Here is a 16,856-nt window from a genome sequence, read left to right as displayed (position 1 = left end):
GCTGCCGCTCACTGGACGGTCAGCCTTCTTCTGATAATGGAACTTCAAGTGTGAACCTGGTACCGCCATGGACAGACACTTTACATACCCCGTTGAGTTGTCGGGACAAAACTTTTACGAGCTTGATGCCAAATGAATTTGCCGGTCGCTCCCACTTTTGTAGATCGATGCCATGCCCATTGTCGACAATTTCAAGGCGCAGTTTGTCCTTTTTTTCCAATATTAATGATAATTCCGGATGTTCCACGCCCATGTAGGCATGTTTGAATGAATTCGTAATCCACTCATTGATAATAAGTCCGATGGGTATTGCCGAGTCGATGTTCAGTTTTTGTACTGATACCCTGATATTCATCTCAAGCTTATCCTCATACATCCCGAAGCTTTGCATGATGCTCTCTGCCAGGCTGGTGACATATTCCTGCATATCCACCATATCCAGGTTTTCGTGACTGTAAAGGCTCTTGTGCACCAACGACATCGCTTCAATTCGCTGCTGGCCGGCTTTCATACTTTCACGTGCATCCTCGTCCACAAGCCTGCCCGACTGGAGACTCAGCAAATTGGAAACCGTCTGCAGGTTGTTTTTAACCCGGTGGTGAAGTTCCTTCATCAGGGTTTTAAGCTTCTCCGACTGCTCATTGATCTTCTGGTTGTTCAGCTCCAGTATCCGGTTGTTGCGCGCAATCGTCTGATATTGTGCAAACATGAAAATAGCCAATAGCAGCAACACGCCGAACCCGACTAGTGCCAGTACCATCTCTCTGGATTTCACTTTGTTGATGGTAGCCAGCGTCCTGATCTGCTGGTCTTTTTTGTCGGCCTCATACTGCACTTCCAACTCGCTCACCTGCCGCACATTTTCCAAAACACGCAGGGAATCCCTGATCTGGATATATCTTGTATATGCATCCAAGGCATGCTCATAGTCCCTGGTAGGCTTCAACGCTTGGTATAGATAGCGGTTAATCTCCATTTCACGGAATGGATTTTTCAATTCCCGGCAAATTTGCAATGCTTCCAAAAGATATCCCTTTCCTTTCTCAGGTTCATTCCTGGCAAAGCAAACCTGAGACAGCCAGGTGTAGCTGTAAGTGAGGGATAGGGGTTGATTGTATTTTGTCGCAAGTACAATTGCCTTTCTGACGAAAAAAAGCGCCTTATCCATTTCATTCCTTTTCACGTAGGCTTGTGCAATGTTGTTATAGTAGCCGATCCTGTGACGCTCGAAACGCGGGGACGATTCCGCGATCTTAAGTGCTTCCAGATGCATGTCAAGCGAACGGTGGATCATGGCTGAGTCCTGCTCCTGCGATCCTAGTCCCTGCGTGAACATGGCTTTCAAGCGGGCCATTAACAGCATCGCAACTGTATCCCGGTTGGAACGTGCGGCATGCATCCCCTTGTCGACCGACGCGAATGCCATTTCATAATTGGCCTTCTCCTTATGAAGATTGCCAATGACTGCATAAATATTGGGGATTTCCGAGGACATTTTCCATTTTTCGGCATCCGACAACGCCTGTATCGCAAGCCTCATCGCTTCTTTGTGGCTGCCAAGCCGCCATTGAGCCTGCGCCTCATACCTTTCGCCCCTTATGATCGCCACTTTGTTACCGCTCCTGATACCCTCCTTTTTGATCAGCCCCGCGACGGTAAGAAGGGAGTCGGGCCAGGACGAAATATAGTCCTCCGCCTTCTCATACAAATGGGGCAGATTCACCGTTGCCTCCCTTTTCCCAGAAACAGCTTTTGTTTTTTCGGGCTTACAACCCGATATCCAACCCAGGGATACCGCAATGAATGACAAGAGTAAGAGCAGATAGTTTTTAAACATCCGGTTGATTACGCATTAAACAGCCACTTTTGAATTGCCTTTTCAAGTGTGTCTTTCAGTACCGGCTTGGTGAGGTAATCGTCCATCCCTGCTTCCAGGCATTTTTCTCTTTCTCCTACGACCGTCCCGGCGGTAAGTGCAATGATAGGGGCGTAGCGGTTGTTTTCAAGCTTTCTGATGCTTTCTGCTGCCTCGTAACCATTCATTTCCGGCATCTGGATATCCATAAAAACGATATCCGGCTTTGTTCTTTGATAGGCGTCCACCGCCTCCGAACCGTTGGAAGCCTCCACAATACTCACGTTGGGCAGGATTTTACCGAGCATGGATTTTACTAAAAGCATATTAATCTTGTGATCTTCTGCAATCAGCACGGTAATTCTTTTCGAACCATATCGGTTTTCTTTCGGACCTCCGTTTTCATTCAAAGAATGTACTTCGGCCTGTTTTTTGATACCCAGGCCGGACAAGGTAGAAAACAATTGCTGTATCTTGACAGGCTTGACCAGAAAATGTTGAATATCAAGCTCTTCGCGCACGGAAACGAGCATATCCTCTTCAAATGAATCATTCAGCAAAATAATAGGCTTCAATTCAAATTGATCTCCATCCAGCTTTCTAATCTGCCTGATCGTCTCGACACCATCCCAACCCGGCATTTGGCAATCCATCAGTATTACATCATAGTGCGGCCCATTCCTGAGGATTTCAACGGCCTGTTCCCCGCTTTGGACAAAGTCTGATGCGATGTTCTTGTTGCCGAGCATATCCCCCAGGATACGGCCATTGTTTTCACTGTCGTCCACGATCAGTATCCTCCGTATATCATCCACATTTTCCCATTCGAACTGGTCTTTGCCCTCCACCATCGAGAAAGTGACATCAAAGAAAAACGTACTCCCAAGATCGGGTGTGCTGATCAGCTGTAACTTGCTGTTCATGAGCCCCAAAAGGTTATTTGATATGGTAAGTCCAAGTCCTGTCCCTCCGAATCTCTTGGTTGTCGAAGAATCTTCCTGAGCAAATGCTTCAAAAATCCGCTTCTGGTTGAGAGGGTCAATGCCGATACCGGTATCACGTACCGAAAAGCGGAATGTATAGTCGCTTTCACTGACTTTCATAAAAAGCTCGATTTTGAGCTCAATCTCCCCCGTCACCGTAAATTTTACCGCATTACTGAGCAGATTGACAAGAATCTGCCTCAGTCTGATCGAGTCCGCCCAAACAAAGTGGGGAATATCGGCGGGGATATTCAGCAGCATTTCGAGGTGTTTTTGCTGGGCCTGATAGGTCACCATGTCGGCGACCTGGCCACAAACTTCAAGAAGGTCTGTCTTCTCAAAGGATAACTCCAGTTTCCCGGCCTCTATTTTCGAAAAGTCCAGAATATCGTTGATGATATCCAGCAGGGAGTTGGCCGACTGAAAAACCATCGACATATACTGTTGCTGGGTTTCGTCCAGTTTTGTCTTCATCAAAAGATCCGTAAATCCAACCACGCCATTGAGCGGGGTCCGGATTTCATGGCTCATATTGGCTAAAAACTCCGATTTCATATTATTAGCTGCCTCCGCATGCTCCCGGGCTTCCAGCAGCTCTGCCTCAGCCTTCTTCCTGATCGTAATGTCCCTTACAACAGACTGAATGATCTGCTCGTCATTGACATTGATGATGGTAAGCAGTAATTCTCCAATGAATGGATCCCTGTTTTCGCCAAACCTTTTGAAATTCCATTCGAAGCTATGACTGCCATTTGCATAGAGTAATCTGAGATGATCGCCATATATTTTCTTCCGCTCGTCCTGGCCCGGATCATTCAGGCCCGACAAATTACCAAGCGGCATTTGCAAAAGGGCTTCGGCGGAATCCAGACCGAACATTTTTAAAGCTGCCTGGTTACAGTCCAGGTATCTTTCTGTGTTGAAAAGGATTACTGCATCGCTCGTCGAATCATATAAGCTCCGAAACTTGGCCTCGGAATTCAGTATTTCTTCCTGAGCCCGCTTTTTTGACGTTATGTCCTGAAATGCCCCGTAAATTCGCAAGCAAGTTCCTTCCTTCATTTCAGCCTGCCCTATCGTTCTCACCCAAACTTCATTTCCTTTTGCAGTAACAAGCTGTAATTCAATATCCCACGAACTTCCTTTCGCGATGCCCTCATTGACAGCCTCGGTGATCATTTCCCTGCTTGAGCCTTCTTTATAAAAAGCGATGGCCCGGTCCAGGTCAGGCTCGAAATCCTCGTCTACCTCGTGCAATTCCTTCGTAATCGATGACCAGTAAAGCTTTCCCGTCCTCAGATCCAATTCCCAGCCGCCGATACTCGCCACCCTATTGGTCTGTTCCAGCATATCTTTGAACCTTTTCAGTTCACCTTCGGACCGCTTTCGGGCGGTAATGTCGCGCTCCACTGCAATAAAGTGCGTGCAGGTCCCATGATCGTCAAATGACGGTGTTATCTTTATATCCACCCAATACTGTTCGCCCGTTTTGCTGTAACACAAAACCTCCTCCTGGACGATCTTCTTCTGCGCGCAGCCCTGGTAAATTCGTTCTATCGCATCATAGTCCGTTTCGGGACCTTTTAGTAACTCCAACGGGCTCATGCCCTTAATATCTTTCCGGTTATAGCCGGTCTTTTGTTCATACGCTTTATTTACCCAGGTGATGTTGCCCTTGTCATCCGTAATCACAATGTAGTCTGTGGTATTGGAAGCAACGATGGCCAGTTCTTTCAATCTTTCCCTCGAATTGCGCAGCTCCGTGATGTCGTGGCTGGTCAGGATAATATTCCCGCTGCCCGGATCAACATTTGCGCAGGTGTTGCTCCATGTCCACTCCCCGTTCTTATTCCTGATCCGGTGTTCGACGCCCCCGGCGATGGGTTTGCCGGTTGCTACGGTTGCTTTCAGAGCCTCGTAGCAAACCTGAAAGTCGTCTGGATGGATAAATTGTGTAAATGACTGCCCTACCGTTTCTTCGACCGTGTAGCCATACATCTTGGTCCAGCTTGGGGACACATAAGTAAAGATCCCGTCCGCACTGATAATGAAAAGGACATCCTGCATATTGGTTACCAGTACAGACAAATCCTCCTCTACCTTCAGTTTTTTGGTAATATCGTAGCCAATGCAGAACAGCTCCGTCACAACCCCTTCGCTATTGGCTATGCCCGTAAATTCCCACATCGTGGTTTTGATGCCGTCGTCCGGCGATTGCTTTCTCAACCTGACCGGATTGGGCGTGCCTGCATTTGTAAAGCACAGATTTCCAGCACTCAGGCATTTTTCGACATCCTCCGGAATAATCCCGATTAGCGAAGATCTGCCCAGGATATCTTCACGTCTCAATCCATAAAATTCGCAAAAATAGTCGTTCACGTAAATGTAGTTCCCCTCCGCGCTGATGCCGATTACGTACAGGGACTTACTATTCAGGAAGGTAGTGTAAAGCTGGGTGTTCGTCAGGCCTCCGGGAATTTCTTCCTCCGCATCATTTTTTTGAAATCCGGATATGACTACCCGCTTTTTTAACTCTGTGTCAAAAACGGCAATGGAATGAACGATCAGACTGATTGGTCTGTCCAGATTTTCGATGAAAGTAACCTGGCCTCTACAAACCGAAGTGTCATGCCGGAAATGATCCGCTGCCTGGTCCCGATAACTCTGGAAGGCATGATTCAGAAGCAAACCGGTATACAGGTCTTCGTTTTCAGTTTTTTGGTGACCCGAAACCGTTTTGGCCAACTTCCTGTCGGCCCAGTACAGTTCCCGATCCGACAGATCCCAAATCAGCAGGCCATCTATCGCCGAATCCTGGACAAAATCAAAAATTCGCTCATCCTTCTGTAAAAATCTAATTAACGCTTTCCTAAGGATATTCATGGATTTAATTGCTCACTGATTAAAGGCGTCAGAAGGGGATTGGATACCTCCACAATATAGGTCTTTTGATTAGTTATATTATGATTGTAAATGTTTAGCTACGCCGCTTACCCAAAAACGCAAATAAATACTACATTGAAAAACGGTCGCCACTTTCACCGTCCAGAAAGAACAAATCCTTTCTACAGAACGATCCGTAAAAAGGATTTGAAAATAAATCTGGCAGCACTAAGCTTTCTTTTCCGGCACTTTCGCACCCTCTTTTCTCGCCTCAGACAGTCCAATTGCGATTGCCTGCTTCCGGGAAGTGACCTTTTTACCAGAACCCGATTTGAGTTTGCCTTCTTTTTGTTCGTGCAAGGTTTTCTCAACCTTTTCTCCCGCTTTTTTTGAATATTTAGCCATGACTGGAAAATTTACAGGGTTGATTACTTAACTTACTTTTTGTATCCTATTTCAAAAATGCGTTTGATCAGTACAAAATTCATACCATCGGAATGGCCTTTCTGTTCCGTGTCACGTCCCGTAAAATCTGTATTATGAAGCGATTAAATATTCTCTTTTGCCTGATATTCCTTTGGTCCGCACCACTGCGGGCCTTTACACAGCCCGCAACAGTACTGTTGAAAAACAGCACCTTAATAGACGGGACAGGCTCTGTTCCGAAGCAGAACATTGATATCCTGATTGCGGGTGGGCGGATCGCCTCAATCGGAAGGGGCCTGAAAGCAAATGGTGCGAAAGAGATTGACCTTACCGGCAAAACCATCATCCCCTCCCTGATCTGCGCACACGCCCATGTGGGTACGTTGAAGGGAAATTCCTCGTCGGCCGGAAATTACACCCGGGAGAACATCATGCGCCAGCTCAAGAAGTATCAGGATTATGGCGTAAGTTCAGTATTGGCGATGGGTACCGACCGGCCGCTGATCTTCGATGGGTTGAGGGATTCAACCGTTGCAGGGCAGCTCCCGGGAGCAAGGCTATTCTCGGCAGGCTTTGGCTTCAATGTACCGGATCCGAATCCGGGTTCCTGGATGAATCTTTTGCTCCGGCCGGCTACGCCCGAGGACGTCCCGGCTATGATGGATAAACTGGCGGCTGTCAAGCCTACGGTCGTTAAAATGTGGGTGGACGATCATGGTGGCGCACAGAAAATGAAGCCCGAGATTTATAAGGCCATCATCAGGGAGGCACACCAAAGAAATATCCGTGTTGCAGCACATTTGTTTTATGCCGAAGACGCCCGGGCATTGATTGAGGCCGGGCTTGATATCATCGCACACAGTATCAGGGACCAAGTGGTGGATGCCGACCTCCTCAAGAAAATGAAAGCCAAAAAGGTAATCTACATTCCTACTCTTTCTTTGGATGAATATCAGTTTGTCTATGCTGGAAATGTCAATTGGGTGCAGGACGATTTTTTTAAGGCGTCCTTGGAACCAGGTGTTTATGAAATGATCACAGATAAGAATTATGCCGAAAAGATCCGTAATTCACCAGACTATCAGCGCAATATCGCTGCGCATCAAATTGGCATGACGAACCTTAAGAAAATTCATGACGCTGGTATCGCAGTGGCGCTCGGAACAGACTCCGGTGCATTTCCAATTCGTACGCAAGGTTTTACCGAACATTTGGAAATGGAATTGATGGTACAGGCAGGGTTAACGCCACTGCAAGCGATTACCATCAGTACCCGTAATGCTGCTAAGGCTTTGAAAGTCGATGACGAATATGGTACATTGGAAAAAGGCAAGAAGGCTGATCTGATCATCCTCACTTCCAATCCGGAAAAAGACATCAGGCATTCAAGAAGCATTGAAGCGGTTTGGAAGGACGGCATTGAAGTGAGTAATGGGCCTTTAAGGAAATAATGTCTTGTGAAAGAATTGATGGCGGACCGTCCGAATCTATCCGAAGTCGTACTTTGGCACGTGGATTTTAGTAGGGTAGCTTTCAGCCAAATAGTTAAGATTTATACTGCAACATCAACCAGCTAATTCATGACACCCCCAATTCAGCCTGAGACATTCTTATTCAAGGATGACGGTAAAATTCCTAATAGTCAATTCCCTCTTCTGGTATATAAAAATGCTTTTCCGGAAAGGGGTTTAAAGGGCGCATCGTGGTTGGAAGGCTGGTTTGTAAAAAATAACTGGACGAACTCCTGGCGTAATGGCGTATTTACTTATCACCATTATCACAGCATTTCGCACGAAGTACTCGGCGTTTATGCGGGCAATGCCTTGCTGCATATGGGCGGAGAGCAGGGAGAGAAAATAAAAGTGCAGGCCGGCGATATTCTGGTGATACCTGCGGGTGTGGGCCACAAAAAGCTCGAGTCATCCGCCGACTTTGGCGTGGTAGGCGCTTATCCCGATGGGCGTGATTATGACATTCTTCGTGGCGAGCCAGGCGACAGGCCCAAAGCAGACCGGAATATTTCACAAGTACCTAAACCCGCATTTGATCCGTTGACCGGCGCAAACGAGGGATTGGTTAAATTGTGGGCTTAACCTTTTTATCAAACTAGTCAGTTCAATGGGAATAGAATTCAAAAGACTCGATCACATCATGCTCTGCATTCCGGAGGGAAAAGAACAGGAAGCCAGGGATTTCTACAGCGGCGTGCTGGGCCTCCCCGAATTATCAGATCTCGGATATCCGCTGCCCAATGGCGCAATCTGGTTTCAAATGGGTGATATTCAATTGCATATCCGGTCGGAAAAAGCGCAGGACCTATCTTCCAGACATCCGGCGTTTGAAGTAAAAAGCCTAGAAGCGGCACGCGCGGTTTTGGAGGAACATGGGATTCGTGTTTCTAACGAGAGCATAATTCCGGACCGGACCCGGTTTTCTTTCAGAGACCCGTTTGGTAACCGGATTGAGTTCATTGAAATGATCGCAAAAGAAAAGCGGGACTGAAAATGGTTTTCAGCCCCGCTTTTTTTCCTGACTACACGCAGGCTAGGTGACAATATCCGTGTAAGGATTGCTTATCGTCACCACTTCCTGGTTGATAAACTGTACCAGGTTCTCATTCAGCCTTTCTTTGTGGGTGATAAACAGACCGTGCGGGGCACCTTCATAGACAATGTATTCGGCACCCGGCAGCATTTCTGAAGTACGGTCGCTGCTGGCCTCAATAGGAACAGTTTTGTCCGATTCTCCGTGGATGATCAGAACAGGGACATCCAATAGCGATACTTCATTTCTAAAATCGATCGCGCTGAAGCTGCGGATGCACTGAGTGGTTGCCCTTCCCGACGCCTGCAGCGACAATATGCTGTGCCACTGCAATATTTCGTCACTTACCGCATTGTTTAGCAATGAATTACCGTAAAACGATTTTGCAAAGCCCGCCAAAAATTTAGGACGGTCTTCTTCTATCTGCTCCACAAACTCATCAAACATCTCCTGAGGCAGCCCCTCCGGATTGTCATCCGTTTTTAACATATAAGGTACTACCGAACTGATCAGCACGACCTTGGAAACACGTTCGCTGCCATACCTGCTCAAATACCTGACGACCTCCCCGCCTCCCATCGAAAAACCGACAAGCGTTACCTCGTTTAAGTCGAGCTCGTCGATAACCGCTTTCAGGTCCGCCGCCAGGGTATCATAATCATATCCGTTCCATGGTTTATCCGATTTTCCGAACCCCCGCCTGTCATAAGCAATGCACCTGATGCCATGCTTGGGCAGCACATTGAACTGATATTCCCACATTTCGTGGCTCAAAGGCCATCCTGAAATGAAAACGACCGGTTTTCCCTGTCCAACTTCGTGAACAAACAACTTTACCGGTTCACCTGTACTTCCTGTTTTTGATTCGATCAACTTCATAACATGCTGTTTTAAGAATAGACTTTGAATTAAACTCCTCATCCATTCGTGTAACATTGATGAGTGTGCGCATCACCTTTGCAAATTATCGTTCCAGCGCTAAAAGGCATGATGGTATACCATATACGGCGCAGATAGTTAAACAAAACCGTGGAAACCGTGCAAGACGGTCGGCAACCGGGCCGCTCGAGTGGCGGAGCATTATTTATTGAATGAAATCGCAAAAAATCGTATTTGGAAAAAGTAATCCTAAATTTGCAGACTCAACCGTTGCAGAACTGAACTTCATTTGATGTTAAAATACATATACGGGTTTTTGATTTTCATTGTCATTCTTGCCGCAATTACCGAAGTTGTCCTGAGACTGGCATTTGGCTTTTGCAACTCCCCTCTTTACGTTTCAGACCCTGATTTCGAATACATATATGCACCCAATCAGGACGTGAAGCGCTTCGGGTCCACACTTCGCACCAACCGGTTTTCTATGCGCAACGACGAGATCCTGCCAACGGACAGCCTCGTCATTCTGTTGATCGGCGACTCGGTGGTCAATGGGGGTAGCCTCACCGATCAGGAAAACATTGCTTCAACGATCCTCGAAAAACGATTTCAGAAAGATTTTGGAAAGCGGGTCAGGGTGTTGAACATCTCAGCAGGATCGTGGGGGCCGGACAATATGGCGGCTTACCTTAAAAAATTCGGGCTCTTCAAAGCGAAGCTCATGTGCCTTGTAACCAGTAGCCACGACGCCCACGATATCATGTCGCACCAAAGCCCTGTGGGCATTGATCCGCAGATGCCCAATAAGCAATATAAAGTGGCTCTGGTAGAGTTGTGGGAGCGTTATCGCTGGATCTTCTTCTACTATCTGGACACCTTTTTCTTCACTTCGGAAGTGCCGGAAAAAAATACCCCGGCTACCTCAAAAAATGACTCCATAAAAAAGCTGCCTGCCCACGAGCAGTCCGTAAAAGAAGAAAAACTGAATGATGCCGGTATCCGGAAGCCCGGTATCGGTTTCAATCCCGGCTATGAGCAGCTTTATGAAATGGCCCGAGCCAATGACATTCCGCTGTTTATCTATTTACATCCTGAAATCTCAGAAATCGATCTGGGCCATTTCAACGACCAGGGCGAAGAGATCATCGATTTCGCCAGGGAAAAAAACATCCGGCTGATCAACGAATTCAAATTCGGTATATCCAAGAACCTGTACAGGAAGAGCGATGTGGTCCATTATAACGACCAGGGACAAATATTCCTTTCGAATAACCTGTATCCTTTGTTTCAGGAATATCTAAAACTCCATCGCTAATGCGCATACTTGTTGTTCACAATCAGTTATGGGCACATTATAAGTCGAGGCTTTTCAGTGAAATCAACCGTGTCTTGAAGGAAAAGGAGCCGGACAGCGATTTTCTGGTTGCCCAGATCGCCCTGAACGAAGCAAGCAGGAAATCAATGCAGCCCGACGATACCATCCAATACCAATATCCTTACCGCCTCCTCTTCGACCGCAGCCTTGATGACATTGGCTTCATGGAAAGGCTGACTGCGCTGCTCAAGGTCTTTAATGACTACAAACCCACGGTGTTAAACATCACGGGCTATTCTGATTTCGCTCAGGTCCTTTTGATGTTCTACGCAAGGATCAAAGGTATTAAAGTGGTTGTGTCCTCCGAGTCGTCGCCGGCAGACCACGAACGTTCCGGCTGGCGCGAGGCTATCAAGAAGTTTATTCTTGGCAGGGCTCAGTCATTTTTCTGTTTTGGACAGTCATCCGCCGAATATCTCGAAAGCCTTGGGGTGAAACCATCCGATATATCTGTCCGTAATGCAGCAGTGGTGGATGAAGAGCTGATCCGCGAGAGATATGAAGCGGCTCAGCGGGACGACCTCACAGCGGGGAGCGACCTCGCCAGAAAATTTATCTACGTAGGTCGCCTGGCCCCCGAAAAAAACCTGGAAATGCTCATCCGGGCATTTGACCAGTTTTTAAAATCCGGTCAAAATGCCTTATCCTGGAAGTTGGTAATGGTTGGGGACGGCGATTCGCGCCCATCGCTTGAAAAACTTACAGAGGTATTGAACTTAACCAGCATGATCACTTTTACCGGCGGCTTTCCATGGTATCAGATCCCCGGCTGGCTTGCGAAAAGCGATGTACTCGTTCTGCCAAGCAAATCGGAACCCTGGGGGTTGGTCGTAAACGAGGCCATGATTTGCGGCATGCCGGTAATTGTTTCCGAAAAATGCGGTTGCGTCCCAGATTTGGTCAAAACCGGGAGGAACGGCTTTACTTTTGCACCTGGAAAACAATTCGAACTGGTTGCCGCCATGCAGTTTTTTGGAAAACATCCTGAAAAAATTGCTGCCATGGGGGCGGAATCGATGAAGTTGATCGCCCCTTTTTCATCCGCGTCAGTAGCGGCAGAAATGGTGGATTGTTATAAAAAACTGGAACTGGCTTAACGGGATATGCGAAAGCATTTACCCATTCATCATATCAACACATGCGAATTCTGAACATCTGCGCTTATACCTGGGCCATCGGCGGACCGGCGAGGATCATTTACGACCACACGACGGAAGTCCTGGCACAAGGTCACGATGTAGACATACTCAGTCCCATGACCCCCGGCGAGAAAATGTATACAGTGCCCAAAGGCGCACGCCTGATCGAATGCGCGCGGACGACTCCCATCAGCCATTTCTACCGGGAGTTTTCCGTGGATATGTACCGATATCTCAAAAAGCATATCCACGAGTACGATGTGGTGCATATGCACGGGATCTGGCATTTTGGTAGCCTCGCTCCTTTTCTGATCCCGAATACGGCGGTTAAAGTGATCACCATTCACGGACTGCTGGACAAATGGGCCATAGCCCACAGCAAATGGAAGAAGGATTTGGTAACCTTGCTTTATCAGAGGAAATTGCTAGGTAAAGCGGACCTGATCCAGATCAATAATACCGACGAAGAGGAAGACGTGATCCGGTATCTGGGTTACCGGCCAAAGAACATGGCGATTGTGCCCAATGGAATGAAGCTCTCGGATTATTCCAATCTTCCTGCCAAAGGGGTTTTCAGGGCAAAATATCAAATCCGCGAAGATCAGCAGATGATCCTCTTCATGGGACGCCTGAACATTAAGAAGGGGCTCGATCTGTTGCTTCCGGCCTTTCAACAGATTTGTGCACAGTTGCCGGACGCCATTCTTGTATTGGCTGGTCCAGATGACGGCTATCAGGCTGAAAATGAAACTTTTATCCAAAAAAATAACCTGGGGAACCGTATCAAACTGGTGGGAATGCTTACGGATACCATCAAGAAAGAGGCTTTTGCAGATGCTGACCTTTTTGTGCTTCCCTCCTATTCTGAAGGGTTTTCGATTGCAGTCCTGGAAGCAATGACATGCAAAATCCCGACACTTGTTTCGGACCGCGTTGGCTTCGGGGACTATATCCGAAAATATGAGGCGTCCTATCTGACACCTCTGACGAGTGAAGGCGTTGCGGCGGGCATTCTTAAAATATTGCAAGATAAGTCCTTCGCCCGGAAGATCGCAAATCAGGCCTACCGCATGGTAACTGAAAATTTTGACATCAAAGTAGTCGCCAATCAGTTATTGGAAGAATACAAGAAAGTTAGGAAAATCAACTATCTTTGAACATTGTAATCACTGCCAAAAGCAACTTTTTTTCCGTTTCACACTGGATATGATTGATTTATCTGTCATCATTTTGACACACAATGAATCCAAGCACATTGAGCGTTGTATTAAAAGCCTGCTTCAGATCACCGACAAGATTTTCATTGTCGACTCCTACTCCACTGACAATACAGTTGCCATAGCCCGAACCCTGGGTGCGGCGGTCATTCAAAATTCCTGGGTGTCTTACGCATTTCAGTTCAATTTCGGCATTCAAAACAATCCGTTCAAAACTGAATGGTTGATGCGGATGGATGCCGACGAATATATTACCACTGAGCTTGCTAACGAGCTGAACATGTCAATGAGGAGTTTTCAGCAGGACATTTCAGGGTTGTATGTCAAAAGAAGGGTCATTTTCATGGAACAATGGATCAGGCGAGGCGGATATTATCCGATTTGGCTGCTCAGAATATGGCGCAGCGGGCTGGGTGTCTGTGAGGAACTCTGGATGGATGAACATATCAAGCTAAGCAGCGGAAACACCGCTCAGTTACAGCACGATATCGTCGATCATAACCTGAATAACCTGACCTGGTGGACCCAAAAGCATAATAATTATGCAATACGCGAGGTAATTGATTTATTGAATATTAAATATAATTTTGATAGCAAGGAAACTGTAGACCCCAGTTTTTGGGGCAGTCAGGAGCAGCGAACACGGTTTTTGAAGGTTAAATATGCAGGCCTTCCACTTTTTACCAGGCCATTCATTTATTTCGGTTACCGGTATTTTTTTAAGGGAGGTTTCCTGGACGGGACCAAAGGTTTGATCTGGCACGTTTTACAGGGATTTTGGTACCGGTTTCTGGTCGACGCCAAAATATACGAGGTTTACCATCGGGTGGGCAAGAATAAAGACGAGATAATTTCGCATTTCAGGACAGAATATGGAAAAGACCTTAAGAACCCAAACCAATCTGTCCGGGTATAACAACGACTGGTACCAACCGGGAAGCTTTGCAAAGCAGCTTCTTTGGTATGTTGCAAACAGATTGTTCGTCAATACTTATTTACCCTACCCCTCCGCTTTCAAAATTGGGTTATTAAAAATGTTCGGGGCCAGGATAGGCCAGGGGGTTGTGATCAAGCCGAAGGTGAGTATCAAGTACCCCTGGATGCTGAAAATTGGAGATTTTACCTGGATAGGAGAAAATGTGTGGATCGACAACCTCACTTTGGTGACAATTGGATCAAACGTTTGCCTTTCGCAAGGCTGCATGCTGCTGACAGGCAATCACGATTACACCAAAAGCACATTTGATCTTTCGGTCAAACCTATTACGTTGGAAGACGGTGTCTGGATCGGGGCGAAAGCGATTGTATGCCCGGGCGTATCGGCCGGTTCTCATGCAGTGCTCACGGTCGGTTCAATAGCGACCGGCAAGCTGGATGCATACAGCATTTACCAGGGCAATCCTGCAAAATACGTTAAAACAAGAGAAATAAGCCGTTGAAAGTAAGTATTCTGACAGTTGTGTATAATGGCGCGAAAACGATCCGTCAGAGCATTGAGTCGGTCCTGAAACAGGACTATCCGGATATAGAATACATTGTGGTCGATGGCGGGTCTACAGATGGTACGCAGGAAATTGTGGTGTCTTACGGAGATCAGATCGCCCAGTTCGTGAGCGAACCTGACGCCGGAATCTACGACGCAATGAATAAAGGCATACAATTAGCAACGGGTAACGTGATCGGAATCCTCAACTCGGACGATTTTTATGCGTATCCCGGCGTAATCAGTGATGTCTCCCGGTTAATGAGTTCCGCAGACGTTCAGGCGGTATACGGAGATCTGGAATATGTCGATTCCTCGGATGAAACAATTGTTAAAAGAAAATGGATTTCGGGAATTTATAAAAAGGGTTCGTTTGTTAATGGCTGGATGCCTCCCCATCCTACTTTTTTTGTAAAAAAGGAGGTTTATGAAAACAACGGCAGGTTTCGCCTGGACCTGGGTAGCGCTGCCGACTATGAGCTCATGCTTAGGTTTGTACATAAAGCGCAGATTGGAATTGCGTACGTTCCTAAGGTACTGGTTAAAATGAGGATAGGGGGAGTAAGTAACAGCACACTGAAGAACAGGATCGCCGCTAACCGTAACGATCTGAAAGCATGGAAAATCAATGGTCTTAGACCGAGATTTTATACCTTATGGGTTAAACCGTTGAGAAAGATTTTACAGTTTATTTAGAAACACTTTTCGTAAAATTAGCTCTAAACCAGATAATAAATATTTTGATTATCAGTCATTTGCACATTTTAAATATTGAATTATTTTACGTCATTTGAATTAAATTTTGCATTCATCCACTTAACGCACTTCTTAACATCTTGCAGACACTATGGAATTAAAATTACCCCTACAGATCTTAAGCGAAGGAGACTTCAGTAATATTATGCATCATGATGTGTACCAATGCCTCCTCTCCTTCCTGATCGCCTGCTTCTTGTCGATCATTTCCATCCCCATTATCATCAATCTTTCTAATCTGCTTCACCTTACTGCCAAGCCAGGTTTCCGAAGCTCACACGAAACTGAAACACCTACACTCGGCGGTATTGCCATTTTTGCAGCCACTCTGATTGCCTATTTCCTTTGGCCGCATTCAGAGAACATCCTGGATTCCAATTTGATCAGTCTGGCAATGACCGGGGTGATCATTTTATTTTTCCTGGGTATCAAAGACGATATCCTTGCCGTTGATCCAACCAAAAAGCTAATCATACAGATCTTTGCATCCCTGATTCTTGTGGCAATGGGGAATTTCAAGGTGGATAATTTTTATGGGATTTTTGGCATTCATGGGGTTTCGGATTTCATCAGCATACCGCTTACTGTATTCATTTTCATTGCAATTATCAATGCGATCAACCTCATTGACGGCATTGATGGCTTAGCCGGAGGCATTAGTCTTATTGCTGGTCTCGGTTTTGGTATCTGGTTTATATTGAACGATCATTTTTCATTCGGTTGTCTGGCGTTTGCCATGTCGGGATCGCTGCTCGGATTTCTGCGCTTCAATTTTTCCAAAACCAGCAAGATCTTTATGGGCGACACGGGATCCCTGATAGTCGGTTACCTGCTATCTATTTTTTCCGTAGAGTTTTTGTCTCTGAATGTTGGTTACCTGCATGATCCTAGCGCCTATTTCAATGCGCCTATCATTGTGATGGTTTTGTTGATCGTTCCCATTTTTGACACCCTGCGGGTATTTATTGTCAGAATATTCAAAGGCGGGTCACCCTTTGTCGCAGACCGTAACCACATGCACCATATCCTGATCGATAACGGGCTGAACCACTTCTGGGCATCGTTCTCATTGTGGATGGTTACCGTCGTCAACACGGCGTTGTTTTTCACGTTCCATGGAGATATTACCAACACGGCCTCTCTTTATATTTACATTGCCATGTTCGGCGTTTACATGCTTTTCGCATACCTGCTCAAGAGACGCGTGATCGTTGTGAGGGAGAAAAAAAAATTGGTAAATAGTCCCTCCTTCAATAAAAATGACCTGCATTCTTCCGGCAATACCCTGCGGGATCTTAAATAATATGGTTCCTGCC

The 16,856-nt window shown here is 46.5% G+C and carries 14 protein-coding genes; 10 read left to right on the top strand and 4 right to left on the bottom strand.

Translation table 11 applies throughout. The features are described from left to right. Positions 1-19: 19 nt before the first annotated feature. The 3 genes from AC1XUF_RS02610 to AC1XUF_RS02600 form a co-directional block, all read right to left on the bottom strand. On the bottom strand, positions 20-1,837 hold the full coding sequence (locus AC1XUF_RS02610) for a tetratricopeptide repeat-containing sensor histidine kinase (protein WP_483340093.1): 1,818 nt from the start codon (positions 1,835-1,837) through the stop codon (positions 20-22). Positions 1,838-1,845: 8 nt separating this feature from the next. Further along, complete coding sequence (locus tag AC1XUF_RS02605; RefSeq protein WP_483340092.1) at positions 1,846-5,721, bottom strand: PAS domain S-box protein; 3,876 nt, start codon at positions 5,719-5,721, stop codon at positions 1,846-1,848. Positions 5,722-5,949: 228 nt separating this feature from the next. Then, complete coding sequence (locus tag AC1XUF_RS02600; protein WP_483340091.1) at positions 5,950-6,126, bottom strand: DUF6496 domain-containing protein; 177 nt, start codon at positions 6,124-6,126, stop codon at positions 5,950-5,952. A 134-nt stretch (positions 6,127-6,260) separates the two neighbouring features. Between AC1XUF_RS02600 and AC1XUF_RS02595 the strand changes: the two genes are divergently transcribed. The 3 genes from AC1XUF_RS02595 to AC1XUF_RS02585 all read left to right on the top strand — a co-directional run bounded on the left by AC1XUF_RS02595 (position 6,261) and on the right by AC1XUF_RS02585 (position 8,649). After that, a complete protein-coding gene (locus AC1XUF_RS02595) occupies positions 6,261-7,598 on the top strand; it encodes an amidohydrolase family protein (RefSeq protein ID WP_483340090.1) in 1,338 nt (445 codons plus the stop codon). Positions 7,599-7,727: 129 nt separating this feature from the next. Further along, on the top strand, positions 7,728-8,240 hold the full coding sequence (locus tag AC1XUF_RS02590) for a cupin (RefSeq protein WP_483340089.1): 513 nt from the start codon (positions 7,728-7,730) through the stop codon (positions 8,238-8,240). Positions 8,241-8,265: 25 nt separating this feature from the next. Next, entirely contained in the window at positions 8,266-8,649 is a 384-nt protein-coding gene (locus AC1XUF_RS02585; RefSeq protein WP_483340088.1) for a VOC family protein, read from the top strand. Positions 8,650-8,691: 42 nt separating this feature from the next. On the opposite strand, the gene AC1XUF_RS02580 is transcribed toward AC1XUF_RS02585, so the two are convergent. Then, on the bottom strand, positions 8,692-9,570 hold the full coding sequence (locus AC1XUF_RS02580) for an alpha/beta fold hydrolase (RefSeq protein WP_483340087.1): 879 nt from the start codon (positions 9,568-9,570) through the stop codon (positions 8,692-8,694). Positions 9,571-9,862: 292 nt separating this feature from the next. Here AC1XUF_RS02580 and AC1XUF_RS02575 point away from each other — a divergent pair, with 292 nt between their 5' ends. From AC1XUF_RS02575 to AC1XUF_RS02545, 7 genes are all read left to right on the top strand, one after another. Continuing rightward, entirely contained in the window at positions 9,863-10,885 is a 1,023-nt protein-coding gene (locus AC1XUF_RS02575) for a hypothetical protein (protein ID WP_483340086.1), read from the top strand. Beyond that, complete coding sequence (locus AC1XUF_RS02570) at positions 10,885-12,042, top strand: glycosyltransferase (RefSeq protein WP_483340085.1); 1,158 nt, start codon at positions 10,885-10,887, stop codon at positions 12,040-12,042. The genes AC1XUF_RS02575 and AC1XUF_RS02570 overlap by 1 nt, the downstream gene beginning before the upstream one ends. Before the next feature lie 41 nt (positions 12,043-12,083). Further along, positions 12,084-13,241, top strand: coding sequence for a glycosyltransferase (locus tag AC1XUF_RS02565; RefSeq protein WP_483340084.1), 1,158 nt, complete (start codon positions 12,084-12,086; stop codon positions 13,239-13,241). Between the two features lie 49 nt (positions 13,242-13,290). Further along, positions 13,291-14,217 (top strand): glycosyltransferase family 2 protein, encoded by a 927-nt coding sequence (locus AC1XUF_RS02560; protein ID WP_483340083.1) that lies wholly within the window; start codon positions 13,291-13,293, stop codon positions 14,215-14,217. Then, a complete protein-coding gene (locus tag AC1XUF_RS02555) occupies positions 14,174-14,740 on the top strand; it encodes a WcaF family extracellular polysaccharide biosynthesis acetyltransferase (RefSeq protein WP_483340082.1) in 567 nt (188 codons plus the stop codon). Before AC1XUF_RS02560 ends, AC1XUF_RS02555 begins: the two co-directional genes overlap by 44 nt. Next, positions 14,737-15,480 (top strand): glycosyltransferase family 2 protein, encoded by a 744-nt coding sequence (locus AC1XUF_RS02550; RefSeq protein ID WP_483340081.1) that lies wholly within the window; start codon positions 14,737-14,739, stop codon positions 15,478-15,480. The genes AC1XUF_RS02555 and AC1XUF_RS02550 overlap by 4 nt, the downstream gene beginning before the upstream one ends. A 151-nt stretch (positions 15,481-15,631) precedes the next feature. Then, entirely contained in the window at positions 15,632-16,843 is a 1,212-nt protein-coding gene (locus AC1XUF_RS02545; protein WP_483340080.1) for an MraY family glycosyltransferase, read from the top strand. Positions 16,844-16,856: the final 13 nt, after the last annotated feature.

This window comes from Dyadobacter sp. HNCC25DJ185, from assembly GCF_056895195.1.
Note: the sequence above shows the minus strand (reverse complement) of the source record. Positions and strands in the feature narration are given on the sequence as shown.